We start from the raw sequence: 17,231 nt of genomic DNA on the forward strand, positions 1-17,231 counted from the left end.
ACGGCTCGAACGTCTTCCATGAAGTGGTTCGATCCGACACGCTTTTTCTCTCTTTCGTACGACGCCCTGCTCTTCCGCCTGGTGATCGATCTACTGATCGTGCTGTCGGGGCTGGCTTCAGGGCTTGTCGTGCTGGCCATCCTGCTACGCATTCGCAACGACCGGCTCCAGCAGACGCGCAAGCAACTGGAAGCAATGTGGCGACCGCTCCTGATGAAAGTGTTAATGGGAGAGTGCCCGCCTGCCGAGCTGCAACAGCGCATCGCTCCAGCGCACCGGTTCTTTTTTCTGGAATTTGTCTATCGCTACGCTCGTCGCGTGCAGGGTCAGGATTTCCAGACACTCTGCTTGTTGGCCCGTCCTTTCCTGCCCTATATCCGCGATGAACTGAAAAAAGCGGCGCCGGAAGAACGGGCACGACGACTTCAAATTCTGGGATTACTTGGGTTTGAAGACTACCAGGAGGATCTGATTGCCGCCCTGGACGATCCCTCTCCCCTGGTAGCTATTGTAGCGTTTCGGCAACTGGCGCGAGGCGACCGTCCCGAATTTGCTCCGCTACTGGTAGCCAAACTGGACCGCGTCCGGCACTTCAGTCATGAAATGCTGGCTTCCCTTCTGGCCAGCATGGGTGGTTGCGTGTTGCCCCCGCTCCGGGAGATACTCCGCGACCCCTCGCAGCCTGCCTGGAGACGAGCTATCGCCGCCAACGTACTGGCCCGCCTGAACGACGCGACAGCCGGTCCGCTGGCTGCGCAGGCGCTGCAAACCCCGGAGCTGCCCGGCGCCCTGCTCGTTGCCCTGCTGCGCCTGCTGGGCACGGTAGGCACCCCGGAAATGCTCCCCGTGCTCCGTGTCTATCTGACACACCCAGAGGAAGAAGTTCGCGCCGAAGCAGTTCGCGCCCTTGGTCAAATCGGAGGTTCGCAAGCCGTTCCGTTGTTGGTGAAAGCCCTGGACGATCCTTCCCCCTGGGTGGCGTTTTTTGCCGCCGCGGGTCTGCGTCGGGCCGGTCAGAACACCCTGCTCCGCCAGATTGCTAACAGCAAGCATCCGCGGCACGATCTTGTCCGTCAGGTCCTGGCCGAGGAACGACTACCCTCCGACACTGTCTCTCCATGAAAGAGGCTTTCCTGGCTTTTCTTGCAGTTTTTCACGGAATTGTCCTGGTGTACTATGTGGTGCTCAACGGGTATTATCTGATCACCAGTCTGTTTGCATTCTGGGCGCTTCGTCGCCATGCTCGCCGCGAAGCCTCTATGGATATCGACGACCTGATTGCCACAGCCGGTGCTCCCGCTGTAACGCTCATCGTGCCCACCTATAACGAAGCAGCTACCATTGAAGAAGCCTGCCGCTCGCTGCTCAGCCTTCAATATCCGGAGTATGAAATCCTGATCGTCAATGACGGCTCTACCGACAACACCCTGGAGGTGCTACGCCAGACCTATCACCTTATCCCGACTCCCCGGTACCCCCTGGCCCGCATTCCAACAGCCCGCGTGCGCGCGACCTATCAGAGCCGCACCCATCCTAACCTGTGGGTCATTGACAAAGAAAACGGTAAACGAGCCGACGCAATCAATGCGGGCATCAACTTTTGTCGCACGCCCCTGCTCTGCATTGTAGATGCCGATGGGATTCTGGAACGCGACGCCCTGATTCGCATTGTTCGTCCCTTCCTTGAGGATGACCGGACGATCGCGACCGGAGGGATCATCCGAATTGTCAATGGCTGCGTGGTCCGGGATGGCGTTGTACAGGAAGTGCGCCTGCCTCGAAATATGCTGGCCAAGTTTCAGGTATTGGAATACCTGCGGGCCTTTCTGGCTGGCCGCGTCGGATGGGATGCCTTAAAGATTATGCTGCTCATTTCCGGTGCTTTTGGCATGTTTCGCCGATCCCTGGTGGTCGCTGTGGGCGGTCTGGCGCGCGACAGCATCGGAGAAGACCTGGAGCTGACCGTTCGCCTGCATCGCTACTGCCGAGAACGGGGCCTGCCCTATGCGATCCATTTTGTCCCAGACCCTGTAGCCTGGACGGAAGTGCCAGAAACAATCGCAACTCTGGGGCGACAACGCGACCGCTGGCATCGAGGATTGATCGACACCATGCGGCGTCATCTTCGCCTGCTGCTCAATCCACGTTATGGCCGCATTGGTATGGTCGCCTTCCCATACTTTTTCTTTTTTGAGATGATAGGCCCGCTGATTGAGTTTATGGGATACATTGTCTTTACCGTAGTGCTGCTGCTGGGCCTTGCTCACCTGCCTTTTGTGCTGCTGTTTCTGACGGTTACCATCCTGTTAGGAGCCGTAATTTCTTTTGCAGCCGTAGGGCTGGAAGAACTGAGCTTTCGCCGCTACCCACGCATTCGAGACCTGCTGGAGCTATTTTTACTGGCCTTTCTGGAGAACTTTGGCTATCGCCAGCTGCACACCTACTTTCGGTTTCGGGGCTTTATTTCCTACTTCCGGGGCCAGACCGGCTGGGGTCATATGGAACGAAAAGGATTCCAAACAGCCTGATACCCATGCGCTTGCTGCTTGCCATTGGCCTGGGATACCTGATGGTGCTTCCATCAGTTGCACAGAAACAGTCCCATTGGCACCTCTTCACGTTTTACTCCTACGAAGCCCTCAACCAGCAGCGCCCAGCCTGGCACGTGTGGCACCTTGGACTTCAACGGCGTCTTGCCCGTCAGACCGTGATCGCCGATGTTACCGTGCACCAGCGATTCAACCGACGCGACGTAGCCTGGGCGCTCGATAGCTGGTCTACCCTGTGGTCAAAAGCCTACGGCAACCTGCGGCTGCAGTATGCGCCAACCCCGCAGTTTTTACCCGCTGCAGAGGTTTATCTTGAACTCTATCAGGGCCTGGGAGCCTGGGAAGTGGCGCTTTCCGCACGCTCGCGCTTCTTTTCGGACAATACGGTGCCTACCCTGGGACTGGCCCTGGCGCGCTATGAAGCCAACTGGTACCTGCGTACCCGTACCATGCTGACGACCCTGGCAGGCCACCTGAACTGGACGCAGACGTTTATGGCCCGCCGCTACTGGCGTCCTCCTCAGGAGTTTATAGATCTGCAGGTGGGGATAGGCCGCGGCGTAGAAATCATTGACGTGGGGCCCGTGCTGCAGGCTGTTCGCACCTACTTCGTGGCCATCCGCCTGCAACGGTTCCTAAGGCCCTCCCTGGGCATCTCGGTCGGGCTTACCTACAGCAACGACGACCTGTTTACGCGGCGAGGCATTCTGCTGGGATTGCTACAGCGCTGGTAGCGCTCACGCGCCCTCGGCTTCTTCCTCGGAAGCCCCTCCAATCGCCCGGCGCATTTCAGTGTCGGCTTGAATATTGCGCAGGTTGTAGTAGTCGAGCACGCCCAGATTGCCCTTGCGAAGCGCTTCGGCAATGGCCTTGGGGATTTCCGCTTCGGCCTCAACCACCTTGGCGCGCATCTCCTGCACCAGCGCCCGCATTTCCTGCTCACGCGCTACAGCGGCTGCCCGCCGCTCTTCGGCCTTGGCCCGGGCCACGCGCAGGTCCGCTTCCGCCTGATCGGTTTGCAGCTTGGCCCCGATGTTTTCGCCTACGTCCACGTCGGCAATATCGATTGACAGAATTTCAAAGGCCGTGCCGGCGTCCAGTCCTTTTTCGAGCACCGTTTTCGAGATACGATCTGGATTTTCCAGCACTTCCTTGTGCGTTTCTGCCGACCCGATAGTTGACACGATGCCTTCGCCTACGCGGGCGATGATGGTTTCCTCTCCAGCACCGCCTACCAGACGTTCAATGTCAGCGCGCACGGTTACCCGTGCAATGGCCCGGACCTGAATGCCATCTTTCGCGACGGCCGAAACCGGGGGTGTTTCAATCACTTTGGGATTGACCGACACCTGCACGGCCTCGTACACGTCGCGTCCGGCCAGATCAATCGCAGCAGCCCGTTCAAAGCTCAGGTCAATATTCGCTTTATCTGCCGAAATCAACGCATTGACAACCTTTTGCACGTTACCACCGGCCAGGTAGTGCGCTTCAAGCTGAGCGGTTTCCAGATGAATTCCTGCTTTATGCGCGGTAATTAGAGGCTTAACAATCACGTGCGGCGGCACTTTGCGCAGCCGCATGCCCACCAGATCACGCACCAGTTTGAGCCGAACGCCTGAAAAGTAGGCGGTAATCCAGAGGCCGACCGGCACAAAGTAGAAAAACAGGGCCACACCTGCCACGATCAGAATCAGCAGGATCAGGCCAGACGAGAATAGCAGTTCCATGGCGACCTCCTAAAAAATTAGCCGCGGGTGCTGTAAGCTACCACGCGGCATGTACGAGCGCAACAGCCCAGAAGTTGCTTCAGCGTGCCGTTGTCTTTCGATAGTCTCCGCTGGCGCCTCCGGTTTTAGCCAACAACTGAATATCTGTGATAACAATCTCCTTAGAGAGCGACTTGCACATGTCGTAGATCGTCAGCGCTGCAATGGAGACCGCCGTCAGCGCCTCCATCTCCACGCCTGTGGGTCCAGTTGCCTTGGTGTAGGCGCGAATTTCAATACTGTTGGTTTCCTGGTTAGGCTTCAGCTCCAGGTCAATGGCGGTCAGGTTAACGTGATGGCAGAGTGGAATCAGGAGGCTGGTCTGCTTGGCCCCCATGATGCCCGCAAGCTGTGCGACCGTCAGCACATCCCCTTTCCGCACCTCATGGGCCGTGATGGCCCGCAGCACTTCGGGTGGCACGACCACGCGTCCGCTTGCTACGGCAGTCCGCACGGTTGGCCCCTTGGCTGAGACATCCACCATACGCACCCCGCCTTCCGGATCCAGGTGCGTCAGCGCATACGAGGGCGTCTGCAGTTCCTCCGGCATTGCGGTTCTGATTTTGGTTGCGGGCTATGAAAAGTATCGTCGTCAATACTGGCCGAATAAACAGCCAACCCGAAAGGAAGTTCACCGCGGAGCAGGACACAGCGCAGCAGCTTCCGGATCGGCATAGACGCATTGGCCGCCCAGAAAGGTCGCCAGCACGCGTGTCTGGAGAATTTGCGCTGGCGGCACGGTCATAATGTCGTGTGAAAGCACGACGAAATCGGCATACTTACCGGGCGTCAGCGAGCCCAGCTCATGCTCTTGAAACGCCGCATAGGCAGCGTCCAGGGTAAAGGCCCGCAGTGCTTCTTCGCGCGTAAGCCGCTGCTCGGGATACCAGCCACCCTCCGGCCAGCCATCGGCGTCTTGCCGCGTAATAGCTGCATAAAACCCCAGCAGCGGATTGACCGACTCAACCGGAAAGTCGGATCCAAAAGCCAGGCGCACGCCATGCTGCAGCAACGTGCGCCAGGCGTACGCCCCCTGCACGCGCTCAGGGCCAAGCCGGTCTTCGGCCCAGTACATATCGCTGGTAGCGTGCGTGGGTTGCATCGACGCGATTATGTTCAGTTGTGCAAAGCGAGCAAAATCTTCGGGTGCAATTACCTGCGCGTGCTCTACCCGATGGCGTCCCACCGTGCGCCCCAGCGTCTGCAAAGCCTTCTCGTAAACATCCAGCACCACACGTACGCCCCGATCACCGATAGCATGCGTGTTGACCTGAAAGCCACATTGCATAGCCCGCGCGACCATCTGCGCAAACGCTTCCGGCTCATAGCGTAGCAGTCCCCGATTACCGGGATCATCGCTATAGTCGGCCAGCAGGGCGGCCCCTCGGCTTCCCAGCGCTCCGTCAATGTACAGCTTGACCGAACGCACCGTCAGACGCCCGCCATAATTCAACAACGGTCCCTGAGCGCAGAAGTGCTGAAACGCCTCTCCCAGCCCATCCACCATCACATACAGACGTAACGTAAGCGTCCCGGCATCTACTGCCTGCTGGTAGCGCCGGATCGTCGCCAGGCTGGTGCCAGCATCATGCACCCCTGTCAACCCGAAACGATTGGCCTCGGCAACAGCCCGGCGCAGCGCCTCGTCCAACTCGGCTTCTGAAGGCGGCGGAATGTGCCGCGCTATCAGATCCATAGCTGCGTCGATAAACACACCGGTCGGACGTCCCTCGGCATCCCGCACGATGTGTCCCCCTTCGGGGTCTGGAACGGCTTCTGTCAGCAGGGCCGGGTAGGCCCTGCGGATGGCAGCGGTGTTTGCCCAGGCGGCATGCCCGTCAATGCGCACCAGCCAGACGGGCCGTTCTGGAAAGACCGCGTCCAGCATCTGGCGGGTGGGGAATTCTTTGACCGGCCAGTCGTTTTGATCCCAGCCACGTCCCAGCAGCCAGGCATCCCGGGGCAACTGCTGCGCAAACGTCTCCAGCCGCTCCAGAATCTCCTGGACGGAACGCGTGCCCGTCAGATCGGCCCGCATGCGGTTCAGGCCCAGCCCCATCAGATGCGCATGGGCATCGATAAACCCGGGTACTACCACGCGTCCTTCCAGATCAATATGGGGAGCATCGGGGTAGACATCTGTAAGCTGGGCCGTGGTACCAACCATCAGGATGCGGTCGCCTCGAACCGCCATCGCCTCGGCCACCGGCTGGGCCGGGTCGACCGTGTACAACCGTCCGTTGATCAGCACATAGTCGGCCTGCCCCTGCGCCTGGCGGGTGCTTACAAGCATGGCGCCCATCGCCAGCAAGATGTAGGCATACTTCATCAGGATCCTGCTTTTGGCTTGCGTTCTACCCAGAGCGTTACCGGCCCATCATTTACCAGACGTACCCGCATCATAGCCCCGAAGATACCGGTCGGCACAGGCCTGCCCAGCGCTTTTGCCAGTTGCTCCACAAAGTACCGGTAAAGCGGCTCCGCCTTTTCAGGCGGGGCCGACTCGGTAAACGACGGTCGATGTCCGCGCGAGGCATCCCCATAGAGCGTAAACTGGGACACGACCAGCGCCTCTCCCTGCACATCACGCAGCGAACGGTTCATTCTTCCGCTTTCATCCGAAAAGATACGCAGGTTGGCGCACTTGCGGGCCAACCAGTCGGCTTCTGCCCGAGTATCGTGCCGGTGCACGCCCAGCAGAATGAGCAACCCCGGTCCAATAGCACCGGTGATCTGGCCGTTCACTTCCACAGATGCTTCGGAGACGCGCTGCACGAGAGCAACCATCTTCACCTGGACTGTTCCTTCAACCATTGGTGCAGAAAGCTAACAAATGCCCGCAACGCCTGCCCTCGATGACTGAGGCGGTTTTTCTCTTCCATGGACATTTCAGCAAATGTTTGCGTATGCCCCTCCGGCACGAACAGGGGATCGTACCCGAATCCGCCACAGCCGCGCGCCTCTTCTACAATCCAACCTGGACAGACCCCCTCAAACAGGTAGAACGTACGGGCGTCTGGCGCAAAAGCCAGCACCGTTCGGAAGCGGGCGCGGCGGTTTTTCATGCCCTGCAGCCGCTGCAGCAGCAACGCCCGATTGTCGGCATCGGTCGCTTTCGGACCGGCAAAACGCGCAGAGTGCACCCCCGGCGCCCCTCCCAGCGCTTCTACCTCCAGACCGGTGTCGTCGGCCAGCGTTGGCAATCCCGTAAACGCCTGCAACGCCCGGGCTTTTCGGATCGCATTACCCTCCAACGTGGCCGCATCTTCAATCACTTCTGGAGCGCCCGGAAACTCTGCAGCGGCGCGCAGCGTGATCGGAAGATCCGCCAGAAGCTTCCGCAATTCAGCCAGCTTGCCTGGATTGCGCGTGGCCAGCACGAGCGTAATAGCGGGTCGAGATTTTTCCATGAATGGTCGAACAACCTGCCATTTAACAGAGGTTTCATGGGGATCAGGTCGAAACCTCCGAACGCTTTGCTTGTTGCAGCACCTGCTGTTTACGAACGATGGCTTTTAATTTAACGAACGGAATCTCAAAACCAAACAAACGGAGGTACCTTGGCACGCCCAGGCGTTGGTATCAAAGTACGAGAGAACGAACCGATCGACCGCGTTCTGCGTCGCTTTAAACGCGCGGTCAACCGCAGCAAGGTATTGCGGGAGTATCGCCAGCATATGTTCTACATCAAGCCCTCAGAACGGCGGCGCATCGAGCGCCAGAAGGCGCTGCGCAATGCACGTCGGCATTCTCAGTCCTGACCCATTGGTAGAACGCACCACGGAGGCGACCTGCGCAGGGTAGGTCGCTTTTTTATTGGCGGTTACTGGTCTGTTCCTGTTCAGATAGTTTGCTGCGGTTTCCTTTGCTTCAGGCCAGCGCCTGCCGCAGAATCTCTGCAGGATGCCATGCCCGCCGGCCCGTTGTCTCCTGAATCTGCGCGCGGCAAGAGGTGCCTGGTGCGGCAATGAGCGTTTGATCGTCGGCGGCCCGCACGGCCGGAGCCAATCGTCGCTCTGCCATCTTCAGGGAAATATCCACGTGCTCTTTTTCGTATCCAAAGGCGCCGGCCATCCCACAGCAGCTCGTGTCGAGCACTTCGACCGTATAGCCAGGCGGCAGCGACAATACCTGCGCCGCCGCTTCTGTCCCAACCAGCGCTTTCTGGTGGCAGTGCACGTGCAGCAGCACGTTTCGAGCGGCATCGGTCCAGCGCACGCGGTCAAGCCTCCCTTCGTCGGCCAGCCGTGCGACATATTCCTCAAAGGTAAGCACGCCGCGCGCCAGGGCACGTGCTCGCGGATCGCCGGGTAGCAGGCTGAGCAGCTCATCCCGAAACGTCAAAATGCAGCTCGGTTCGAGCCCGACAATGGGCCATCCCTGCTCTACATAGGGATACAACCGTTCCAACGCGTCGAGCACCTGCTGCTGCGCTTCGCTGATCAACCCTTTAGAGATCAGCGGACGTCCGCAGCAGGCCTTTTCGTCGGGCACCACTACCTGGAGTCCCAGATGCCAGAAGAACTCGGTGGCAGCCTGCGCGACCTCAGGGTGATGATAGTTGTTAAAGGTATCCACAAAAAGAACCACAGTGGGTCCCTCAAGCGCACGTTGCTGCTTCCGAAACCATTGCGTGAAAGGCTCTGCCGCAAAGAGCGGAAGCTGTCGCCGGGCACTGATGCCCAGCAAGCGATCCATCCCCCAGCGCACCAGCGGATTGCGCAGGCTCAGGTTGGCCAGTCGCGCCTTCCATCCGCCCCCGATCCAGCGGGCCAGTCGAGGCTGGTGAGCAAACAGCCGCGCGCGCAGCGGCATCCCATTGGCTTCCCAGTACTTGGCCAGCCATTCCGTTTTCATCTTGGCCATGTCTACATTGGACGGGCATTCAGTCTTGCAGGCCTTGCATTGCACGCACAGTTCCATCACCTCATAGAGCGCCGGACCGGTCAACTCCTCAATCGGCAGGGCTCCCGACATGACCGACCGCAGCGCGTTGGCGCGTCCGCGCGTTGTATGCCGCTCATCGCGCGTGGCCATATAGCTCGGACACATCGCGCCGCTTTCCAGCTTGCGGCAGGCACCGTTACCGTTGCACTGTTCAACCGCCCGTGCAAAGCCCCCTTCTACCGACCAATCCAACTCTTCGATCAGCTCAATGGTATGGTAGGTAGGTCCCATGCGCAGGTTTTCCGTTAGCGGCGGCGTGTCAATAATTCTGCCCGGATTAAGCAGACCATTTGGATCAAAGATGCGCTTGAGCTGGCGGTAGACTTCGTAGAGCTCGGATCCCAGAAATGCCCGGTTGAGCGCCCCCCGCACAATCCCGTCGCCATGTTCGGACGACAGCACACCTCCGTATTTTTTGACCAGCTCCATAGAGCCCGTAGCAATCTCGCGCATCTTCTCCACCTCCCGCGCGTCCTTCGTATTGATAAAGGGGCGAATGTGCAAGCAGCCGGCCGAAGCATGCGCGTAGAAGACGGCTCGGGTGTTTGTCTGCTGCAGCAGTTGCTCCAGATCGGCTACGTAGTCCGCCAGATGTTCAACCGGTACTGCGGCGTCTTCGATGAGGGGGATGGGCTTGTAGTCGCCCTTGACCCCCATAACCAGCCCCACGCCTTCACTGCGAACACTCCAGACATTCCGAATATGCGCCGGCTGAAGCGCTCGCACCACGGCATACCCCTGACCGGCTCGCCGCAATGTGGCTTCCAGCACGTCCAGTCGATGACGCAGCTCTGCGTCATCTTCTCCGAAGTACTCGGTGATCAGCACCGCACCTGGATCTCCCTGAATAAAGGTGGCCAGGCGGGGGGCATAGCCTGGCGCTTGACGCGTTGCCTCGATAGCTACGCCGTCAAAGAGTTCAACAGCCGACGGTCGGGTCTCCAGGATGGTCGTTACCGCCCGGAGCGCTTCATCGCGCGTATGGAAGTGCACCACGCCCAGCGCCGTCCGCTTAGGACGGGGCACCAGATTTACGGTCAGCTCTGTGACAACAGCCAGCGTGCCTTCACTGCCGCAGAGGAGTTGCGCCAGATTGCGTTCTGGAGCATCCAACAGATATTCAAGCCGATAGCCGCTGTTGCGCCGCCAGTGGCGGGGCGTCTCGCGCGCAATGACTGCCTCTTTTTCGCGCAGCAGCGCGTCCAGTTCGCGATAGAGCCGGCCTTCGGAACCATCGCGGCGCATGCGCTCGGCCCAGGCCTCAGGCGTTAGCGCTTCAAAACGCACAGGCGTCCCATCGGCCAGTAACACCTGCGCCGAACGCACATGCCGAATCATGTTGCCATACAGGATGGAGTGCGCGCCTGTAGCGTTGTTCGCCAGCATTCCCCCCAGGGTCGCCCGGCTACCACTGGCCGGATCGGGTCCCACCATTAGCCCATACGGTTTGAGCACAACGTTGAGCTGCTCCAGCGGGCAGCCAGGCTCTACGCGCACCCAGCGTTCCTCCGGATTGACCTCTAAGACCCGATGCAGATGGGGCGTAAAATCTATGACCAACGCTTCATTCACAGCTTGCCCGGCCAGCGACGACCCGCCGCCCCGCGGCAGTACGGGTATCCCAAATGCCTGCGCCATCTCCAGAGCTGCCTGCACATCGTCCACATGCGCCGGCAGCAACACCCCCACGGGCTCCATGCGGTAGATGCTGGCATCGGTGGCATAAAGCGCCCGCGTCATGGGATCCATGCAGAGTGCACCGCGAAGGTGAGGGCGCAGCCGGGCAGCAAACTCTTCCAGGCGCTCAGTTGAAAGGATGGGACGGGTGGGACGAACCAGCGTTTCCATAGAGCTTCCTAGATGAAACAATCGGCTACATCATAATTCTAACGGCTGACCAGAGCGGGGCAGCCATACGTTCACCTCTGGATAGAAAAACTGAATATTGTCGGCCATCCATTCGCGTGCTTCTTCGTCCCCATGCACTAAGATCACATGGACCGGCTTCAGCCGTTCGACCAGGCGCAACAGGTCGCGGCGATGACTGTGCCCACTGAAGCGAAAGCGTGCCACTTCGCATCGCAACGGCTGCGGACCTCGTTGTTCGTCCAGCACAATTTCTTCAGCACCCGACTCGGCGGCTTCGAGCAATCGCCCGGCCGGTGAATCTTCCTTTGCAAAACCTACCAGAAAGATCCCATGACGCTCATCTTCCACCAGGAGCTGCGCCATTCGATTAGAGAGCGACCGCTCAAACATCATCCCGCTGCTCAGTACGTAAATGGCCGGCTCCGTCAACGCAGCCCGCACAGCTTCCAGCCGTCGGGGCAGCCGCCGCTGCTCAACCCGAAACACCTCGAACGACGGATCCAGACGAGGCGTCACGAAACGCGTCCGGTCATACAGATCTGCAATAGCCCGCATCGTACCGGCTGTATAGACTGGCACATCGGCCGGCAATGCCTTTTCTCGCTTGAGCCGGTCGATCACGGCCAGCACTTCCTGCGCCCTTCCTAACGCAAAGGCCGGCACCAGCACGCTTCCCCCCCGATCCAGCACGCGCCGCACTGCCTCCCCAAAGCGTTCTTCTTCCAGCCGCCGCGTGGTGCGCTCCGCCTCTGGATCTGCTCCGGCCGTTGACTCCAGTATGAGCACATCTACCGGCTCTTCTGGGTAGTCACCGCCCGGAATGATCGCCTGCGCCCGCATGTTCGTATCACTCGTGTAGAAAACACGCTGGCAGCGGCCGTTTTCCTCATGCGTCAGCAGCACCCCGGCTGCTCCCAGCACATGGCCCGCATGGTAAAAGCGAGCCCGCACCGGTGAACGTCCCCGCAGCCCGGTCACGCTGAAATCCTGCCCCGGCTCATGCGTTAGATACAGATAGCTATAGCCTTCCAGTTGCTTTTCGTCGAAAAGCGGCCCGTAGTTTGAGCGACCTTCCTGCAAACGACGCCGCTGCAGCCGCGCCGACGCCGGTAACAGTAAATCAGCCAACTGGCGCGTTACGCGCGTCATGTGCACCAGCACGTGGGGGAACTCACGCAACAGGACCGGCAACGCGCCGATGTGATCGTGATGGGCATGGGTCACAATGGCGTGATCAATGTACCAGTCCGGATTGCGATGGATAAGCTCAAAACGCGGTAGGCTCGCTGGCCCTTCTTCGTTCGGATCTACCCCGACGTCCAGTACGAGTCCTGTTCCATCCAGCTTCACAAAATGACAGTTGGCCCCAATAGCTTCGGTAGCACCCAACGCTACAAAAATCATCTTCTACGCTGACGACTCGTTGAAAACATGGGGGTCTTTCTTCAAATCCGGCCGGATCGACCCTGCCGAGGGCCAAAATGTTTCCCGTTTCCTTTCATGAATTTGACGGTTGATGCCCATACAGGTGCAGAAAATGTAGGATGCTGTCAATGCCCTGCCGAAAACGATCCAGTCCAAAGTGTTCATCCGGCGAATGAATCGCATCTGAATTCAGCCCGAAACCCATCAGCACGCTATCCAGTCCCAGCAGTCGCTTGAAATCGGCCACGACGGGAATAGAGCCTCCCTCCCGGGTGAAGTAAGGACGGCGCCCGAACACCCGCGCCATAGCTTCCGCAGCCGCCTGCATAGCAGGGTGCCGCGTATCGACCAGCACGGGCTGGGCACCATGCAGCGCGGTAAAGCGAAGCTGGCAGGTAGGCGGCGTGTGCTCCTCGAAATATCGCCGGGTTTTCTCGAGGATGTCCTCCGGATCCTGATCCGGCACCAGGCGCATGGAAATCTTCGCACCGGCCCTGGCCGGCAACACCGTCTTGGCGCCTCTGCCCTGGTAGCCTCCCCAGATGCCATTCACGTCCAGCGTCGGCCGGGCTGTAATGGCCTCCAGCACCGTATAGCCCTGCTCCGTACGAACAGCCGACACGCCAATCTCTGCCTTCCAGGCCTCTTCATCGAAGGGCAGTGCGCGAAATGTGCGGCGCTCTTCTTCGGTCAACGGCCGCACGGCGTCATAAAAGCCCGGAATCGTAATGCGGTGGTTTTCGTCATGCAATCCAGCAATCAGCCGGGCCAGCACGTTTATCGGATTCTCGACCGCTCCCCCATACACCCCGGAATGCAGGTCGCGCGCCGGACCGGTCAGCTCGACTTCCACATAGGCCAGGCCGCGCAGTCCGTACGTGATCGAAGGTACACCCGGCGCAAACATAGCCGTGTCGGAAATGACCACAACATCGGCCCGCAGTAGCTCGCGGTGCGCTTCAATGAACGGAGCCAGATGCGCTGAGCCCGACTCTTCTTCTCCTTCCAGCAGGAATTTCAAATTCACCGGCAATGTACCGGCCGTCCGCAGATAGGCTTCAGCAGCTTTCACATGCATAAACAACTGGCCCTTATCGTCGCAGGCTCCCCGTGCATACAGCATCCCATCTCGAACTTCGGGCTCAAAAGGCGGCGACGTCCACAGCTCCAGCGGATCAGGCGGCTGCACATCGTAGTGGCCATAGACAAGCACCGTCGGACGCGCCGCACCTGCCATGTATTCGGCATAAACAATGGGATGCCCCTCGGTTTCAAAAACTTCCACTTTCGGAAAACCCAGCGCTTGAAAATGGGCGGCCAGCCATTCGGCAGCCCGACGCACCTCCGCCGCATACGCCGGATCAGTACTGATCGACGGAATGCGCAGCAGCTCTTTCAACTCCTCGACAAAACGGGCAAAATGCGTCTCAACATAGGATAACGCCTGATCGGTCATAGCCTCAAAGGTCTGTCCTGGGACTTAGTCTGGTTTGATACGTGCCAGCACTACGTAAAGTGCCATTGATCAAAGCTACACAGGCTTTTCATCAGGACTTAGCGGAGGATGCTTGTCTCAAAAAAAGATTTTTTGCTTCTTTTTAGAGCAACCTGCCTCGGCAATGCGGCGGCGTTTCTTCCCATACCGCCTGCTAGCCCTGCTGCTGAACGTGACGCTGATGGGGCCGCTTTTGCCCTGGGCGGCATGGAGCGTACTGGACAGCCATCGCTTCACCTGCCACCATATGATCTGTCCCCATCAGCAGCAGCAACAGTGCACCTGCCACCGGAGTGAGGAGACCCCGCGCTGGCAGCATTGCCATGACGAGGCGGCCACGATGCCCGGTAGTGCGTCGATCATGCCCTACGGCCCTCTCCCCATAGCTGTGACCTGGTCCCCGCCTTCCGCAGGGGCGCCAGTCGCACTGGCAGATCCCGATCCCCCGGCACAACACCCTGTTACCGACATCTTTCATCCTCCGCGACGGAAGCCTGCGTCGTACGGCCTGAGCTGAATGCAGCCGTACTGGCCTCTCTTCTTGAGCTTCCGTTTCACCTGATCGCAGGAGGATGAACCATGCGTAGCTATTACCTGATTGTTGTCTGGTTGACGTGCAGCCTTGCTGTTTCCGCACGGGCGCAGGCCGTGCTAACGGGACAGGTACTTGATGCCGAAACCCGCGCTCCCCTGCCCGGCGCCCACGTGCTCGTCGATAGCACAACCTACGGGACGATCACGAACGCCGCCGGCCTGTTCACGCTGCGTCTGATGGCCGGCCATTACTCGTTGCTGGTCCGCTTCGTGGGCTATGAACCCGCCCACTATTCTATCGCGCTGAAGGCCGGCGATACGCTGTTCGTGCCGGTGCTCCTGCACCCCACCCGCTTTGAGCTGGAAGGCATTCAGGTAACGGCCCTGCGGCCGGATCTGCGGCCCACAGCGCAGCTTCAGGAAGCGGCCGTGCGCGAGGCGAACCCGCGCGATGCCGGCGAACTGCTCCGGGCTCTGCCCGGCCTGGCGGCGGTGCGGCGCGGACCGCTCGGCCTTGACCCGGTCATTCGCGGCCTCCGGGAAACTGAAGTGGGCGTCTACCTAGACGGCTCGCGACTCTTTCCGGCCGGACCGGCCCGCATGGACTCGCCCATGAGCCACTTCGACCCCACCATTATCCAGTCGATGGAAGTGGTCAAGGGGCCCTATGCGCTGACCTGGGGCGCCGGGAACCTGAGCGCCATCCGGGTCGAAACGCGCGGCCTGCGCACGCTGGCACCCGGCCGCATGCAGGGCCGCCTGCATGCCGGCTACGACACCAACCTGAACGCGTTTGAAAATGGCCTGCAGCTCGGCTACCGTCAGGGAACGCTCGGCCTGCTGGTGCAAACGGCCTGGCGACAGGGAGCCGACTATCGGGCTGGCGACGGCTCGCGCATCCCGGCCCACTTCCGCTCCCGCGAAGTGCGCCTGAAACTCGGCTACCTGCCCCACCCCGACACCCGCCTGGTGATCGCTGCCGGCTATCAGGCCCAGCGCGACCTCGACTACCCCGGCCTTATCCTGAACGCCGACTTTTTTGACGCCTACACGTTTTCGGCCACTTTCCACCGCACGTTCCGCCGAAGGCTCATGCGGAGCCTGTACGTGCAGGCCTACTACAATGCCGTCGATCACGGCATGGACAACGACGACAAGCCGACAGCCCGTCCCGATCCCAACCGCATGCCGCCCTTTGCGCTCGACGTACAGATCAATTCGGGCATCGATGTCGTCGGTGGGCGCCTGGCGCTCAAGCTGGCTCCGGGCTTTGCAGACGAGCTAGAAATCGGAGCCGACGCCTACCACACCTATCGAAACGCTACGCGGTGGATCCGCCGCCGCGATACTGGAAGGCTCCTGTTTGAGGATCTGGTCTGGCCCCGGGCGCGCATCACGGATGTCGGACTGTTCACCCGATGGACCCATAGCCCGGCGCCCCACTGGCAGGTGGCAGCCACCGTCCGGCTCGACCTGGTGGCAGCCCGCGCCGATACTGCCAGCACGTTCTTCCTCGAAAACGTAGCCACCGATCTAACTGCGCACGAGGCCAATCTGAGCGGAGCGCTGACCGTGAGCTGGCTGCCTCATCCACGCTGGAGCGTGGCCTTCGGGGTGGGCTCGGCCGTGCGCACGGCCGACGCGACCGAGCGCTACGCCGACCGCCTGCCCTCAAGCAAAGCGCAGATGAGCGCCGAGTTCGTCGGAGACCCGACTCTGCGTCCTGAACGGAGCACGCAGGCCGATCTCTGGTTGGAAACCGCCCACCCGGGCTGGAGCCTGTCGCTGAACCTGTTCGCTCGACGCCTGGACCATTACATCACCATCGCGCCTACCAACCTGCCTAAACGGTTGCCCCTGAGTCCTCCCGTAGTCTTTCGCTACGTGAACGGAACGGCCACGTTCTATGGCGGCGAGCTCACGCTGGCACTGCGGCTGCATCCTGCGTTGACGCTTACCACCACGGGCAGCTACCTGTGGGGACGCGACGAAACGCGCAACGAGCCGGCCTTTGGCGTCGCCCCACCACGCGTGGACCTCAGTCTCCGCTATGAACCTTCGGCCCGTTTCTTTGCCGAAGCTACGTGGCACCGGGTCGCCCGCCAGAACCGCGTCGCCGTCAGCCGGGGCGAAACGCCCACCGACGGCTACGCCACCATAGATCTGAAAGCCGGCGTCCGCCTGTTTCAGAGCGGACGGCTCCAGCTCGGCGTGCAGAACCTGACCGACGTGGCTTATGCCGATCACCTGAATGCCATAAACCCGTTCACCGGGAGCCGCATCCTGGAGCCCGGCCGCGTGTTTTTCCTGGAGCTGACGCTGGCGTTCTGACGCATCCGACCGGCAGGTCCGAGCTTTGGTCGATGAGGACGGCCAGACTCGGGCCTGCCGGTTTTCTCTCGCCCCAGAAACTACTCCGCCACGGCTCAGACCGCCTCGCATTGAGCCTATCCGCGCAGGGCTTTACCCTTTCATTCCCTGCTACAGGTTTGTTCTTGAGAATACTGATTGCCCCATCCCGGGCTTTTCTGTCTCATCCCCCCTCTCCTCCAAGGAGGACAGGCTTGATGAAAGGAAAATGTTTGCCTCCTCCCTGCCGGGGAGGAGGACAGGGAACACCCCCACCAACCCAACCCATGACCTACG

At 60.3% G+C, this 17,231-nt stretch carries 14 protein-coding genes; 6 read left to right on the top strand and 8 right to left on the bottom strand.

Annotated elements, in window-relative coordinates:
• Positions 1-18: 18 nt before the first annotated feature.
• Genes BUA15_RS09150 through BUA15_RS09160 form a run of 3 tightly spaced genes read left to right on the top strand, consistent with a single transcriptional unit; the run spans position 19 to position 3,283 of the window.
• Positions 19-1,122, top strand: coding sequence for a HEAT repeat domain-containing protein (locus tag BUA15_RS09150; RefSeq protein WP_072715668.1), 1,104 nt, complete (start codon positions 19-21; stop codon positions 1,120-1,122).
• Positions 1,119-2,528, top strand: a complete 1,410-nt coding sequence (locus BUA15_RS09155) for a glycosyltransferase family 2 protein (RefSeq protein WP_072715669.1) — start codon at positions 1,119-1,121, stop codon at positions 2,526-2,528. Before BUA15_RS09150 ends, BUA15_RS09155 begins: the two co-directional genes overlap by 4 nt.
• A gap of 5 nt (positions 2,529-2,533) precedes the next feature.
• Positions 2,534-3,283, top strand: coding sequence for a YaiO family outer membrane beta-barrel protein (locus BUA15_RS09160; protein WP_072715670.1), 750 nt, complete (start codon positions 2,534-2,536; stop codon positions 3,281-3,283).
• A 3-nt stretch (positions 3,284-3,286) separates the two neighbouring features.
• Here the strand turns inward: BUA15_RS09160 and floA are convergent, their stop codons facing one another.
• The 5 genes from floA to rdgB form a co-directional block, all read right to left on the bottom strand.
• Positions 3,287-4,276 (bottom strand): flotillin-like protein FloA, encoded by a 990-nt coding sequence (gene floA / locus BUA15_RS09165; protein ID WP_072715671.1) that lies wholly within the window; start codon positions 4,274-4,276, stop codon positions 3,287-3,289.
• A gap of 79 nt (positions 4,277-4,355) precedes the next feature.
• Positions 4,356-4,865, bottom strand: coding sequence for a cyclic pyranopterin monophosphate synthase MoaC (moaC, locus tag BUA15_RS09170; RefSeq protein ID WP_072715672.1), 510 nt, complete (start codon positions 4,863-4,865; stop codon positions 4,356-4,358).
• 81 nt (positions 4,866-4,946) lie between these two features.
• A complete protein-coding gene (locus tag BUA15_RS09175) occupies positions 4,947-6,644 on the bottom strand; it encodes an amidohydrolase (RefSeq protein WP_084660566.1) in 1,698 nt (565 codons plus the stop codon).
• The gene (gene dtd / locus BUA15_RS09180) at positions 6,644-7,102 is read right to left on the bottom strand and encodes a D-aminoacyl-tRNA deacylase (RefSeq protein ID WP_072715673.1); all 459 of its coding nucleotides are present in this window, start codon (positions 7,100-7,102) and stop codon (positions 6,644-6,646) included. The genes BUA15_RS09175 and dtd overlap by 1 nt, the downstream gene beginning before the upstream one ends.
• A gap of 2 nt (positions 7,103-7,104) precedes the next feature.
• Positions 7,105-7,725, bottom strand: coding sequence for an RdgB/HAM1 family non-canonical purine NTP pyrophosphatase (gene rdgB / locus BUA15_RS09185; protein WP_072715674.1), 621 nt, complete (start codon positions 7,723-7,725; stop codon positions 7,105-7,107).
• Positions 7,726-7,875: 150 nt separating this feature from the next.
• Between rdgB and rpsU the strand changes: the two genes are divergently transcribed.
• Positions 7,876-8,076, top strand: coding sequence for a 30S ribosomal protein S21 (rpsU, locus tag BUA15_RS09190; RefSeq protein ID WP_072715675.1), 201 nt, complete (start codon positions 7,876-7,878; stop codon positions 8,074-8,076).
• Positions 8,077-8,185: 109 nt separating this feature from the next.
• On the opposite strand, the gene BUA15_RS09195 is transcribed toward rpsU, so the two are convergent.
• From BUA15_RS09195 to BUA15_RS09205, 3 genes are all read right to left on the bottom strand, one after another.
• Complete coding sequence (locus BUA15_RS09195) at positions 8,186-11,110, bottom strand: FAD-binding and (Fe-S)-binding domain-containing protein (RefSeq protein WP_072715676.1); 2,925 nt, start codon at positions 11,108-11,110, stop codon at positions 8,186-8,188.
• Between the two features lie 30 nt (positions 11,111-11,140).
• Positions 11,141-12,535 (bottom strand): MBL fold metallo-hydrolase, encoded by a 1,395-nt coding sequence (locus BUA15_RS09200; protein WP_072715677.1) that lies wholly within the window; start codon positions 12,533-12,535, stop codon positions 11,141-11,143.
• 94 nt (positions 12,536-12,629) lie between these two features.
• On the bottom strand, positions 12,630-14,012 hold the full coding sequence (locus BUA15_RS09205) for a dipeptidase (protein ID WP_072715678.1): 1,383 nt from the start codon (positions 14,010-14,012) through the stop codon (positions 12,630-12,632).
• 163 nt (positions 14,013-14,175) lie between these two features.
• Between BUA15_RS09205 and BUA15_RS09210 the strand changes: the two genes are divergently transcribed.
• Positions 14,176-14,568 carry a hypothetical protein gene (locus BUA15_RS09210; RefSeq protein WP_072715679.1) on the top strand — a complete coding sequence of 131 codons (393 nt, stop codon included), beginning with the start codon at positions 14,176-14,178 and terminating at the stop codon, positions 14,566-14,568.
• Positions 14,569-14,630: 62 nt separating this feature from the next.
• Entirely contained in the window at positions 14,631-16,916 is a 2,286-nt protein-coding gene (locus BUA15_RS09215) for a TonB-dependent receptor (RefSeq protein WP_072715680.1), read from the top strand.
• Positions 16,917-17,231 lie beyond the last annotated feature (315 nt).

Origin of the sequence: Rhodothermus profundi (assembly GCF_900142415.1) — a bacterium.
GTDB classification, from domain to species: Bacteria; Bacteroidota; Rhodothermia; order Rhodothermales; family Rhodothermaceae; genus Rhodothermus; species Rhodothermus profundi.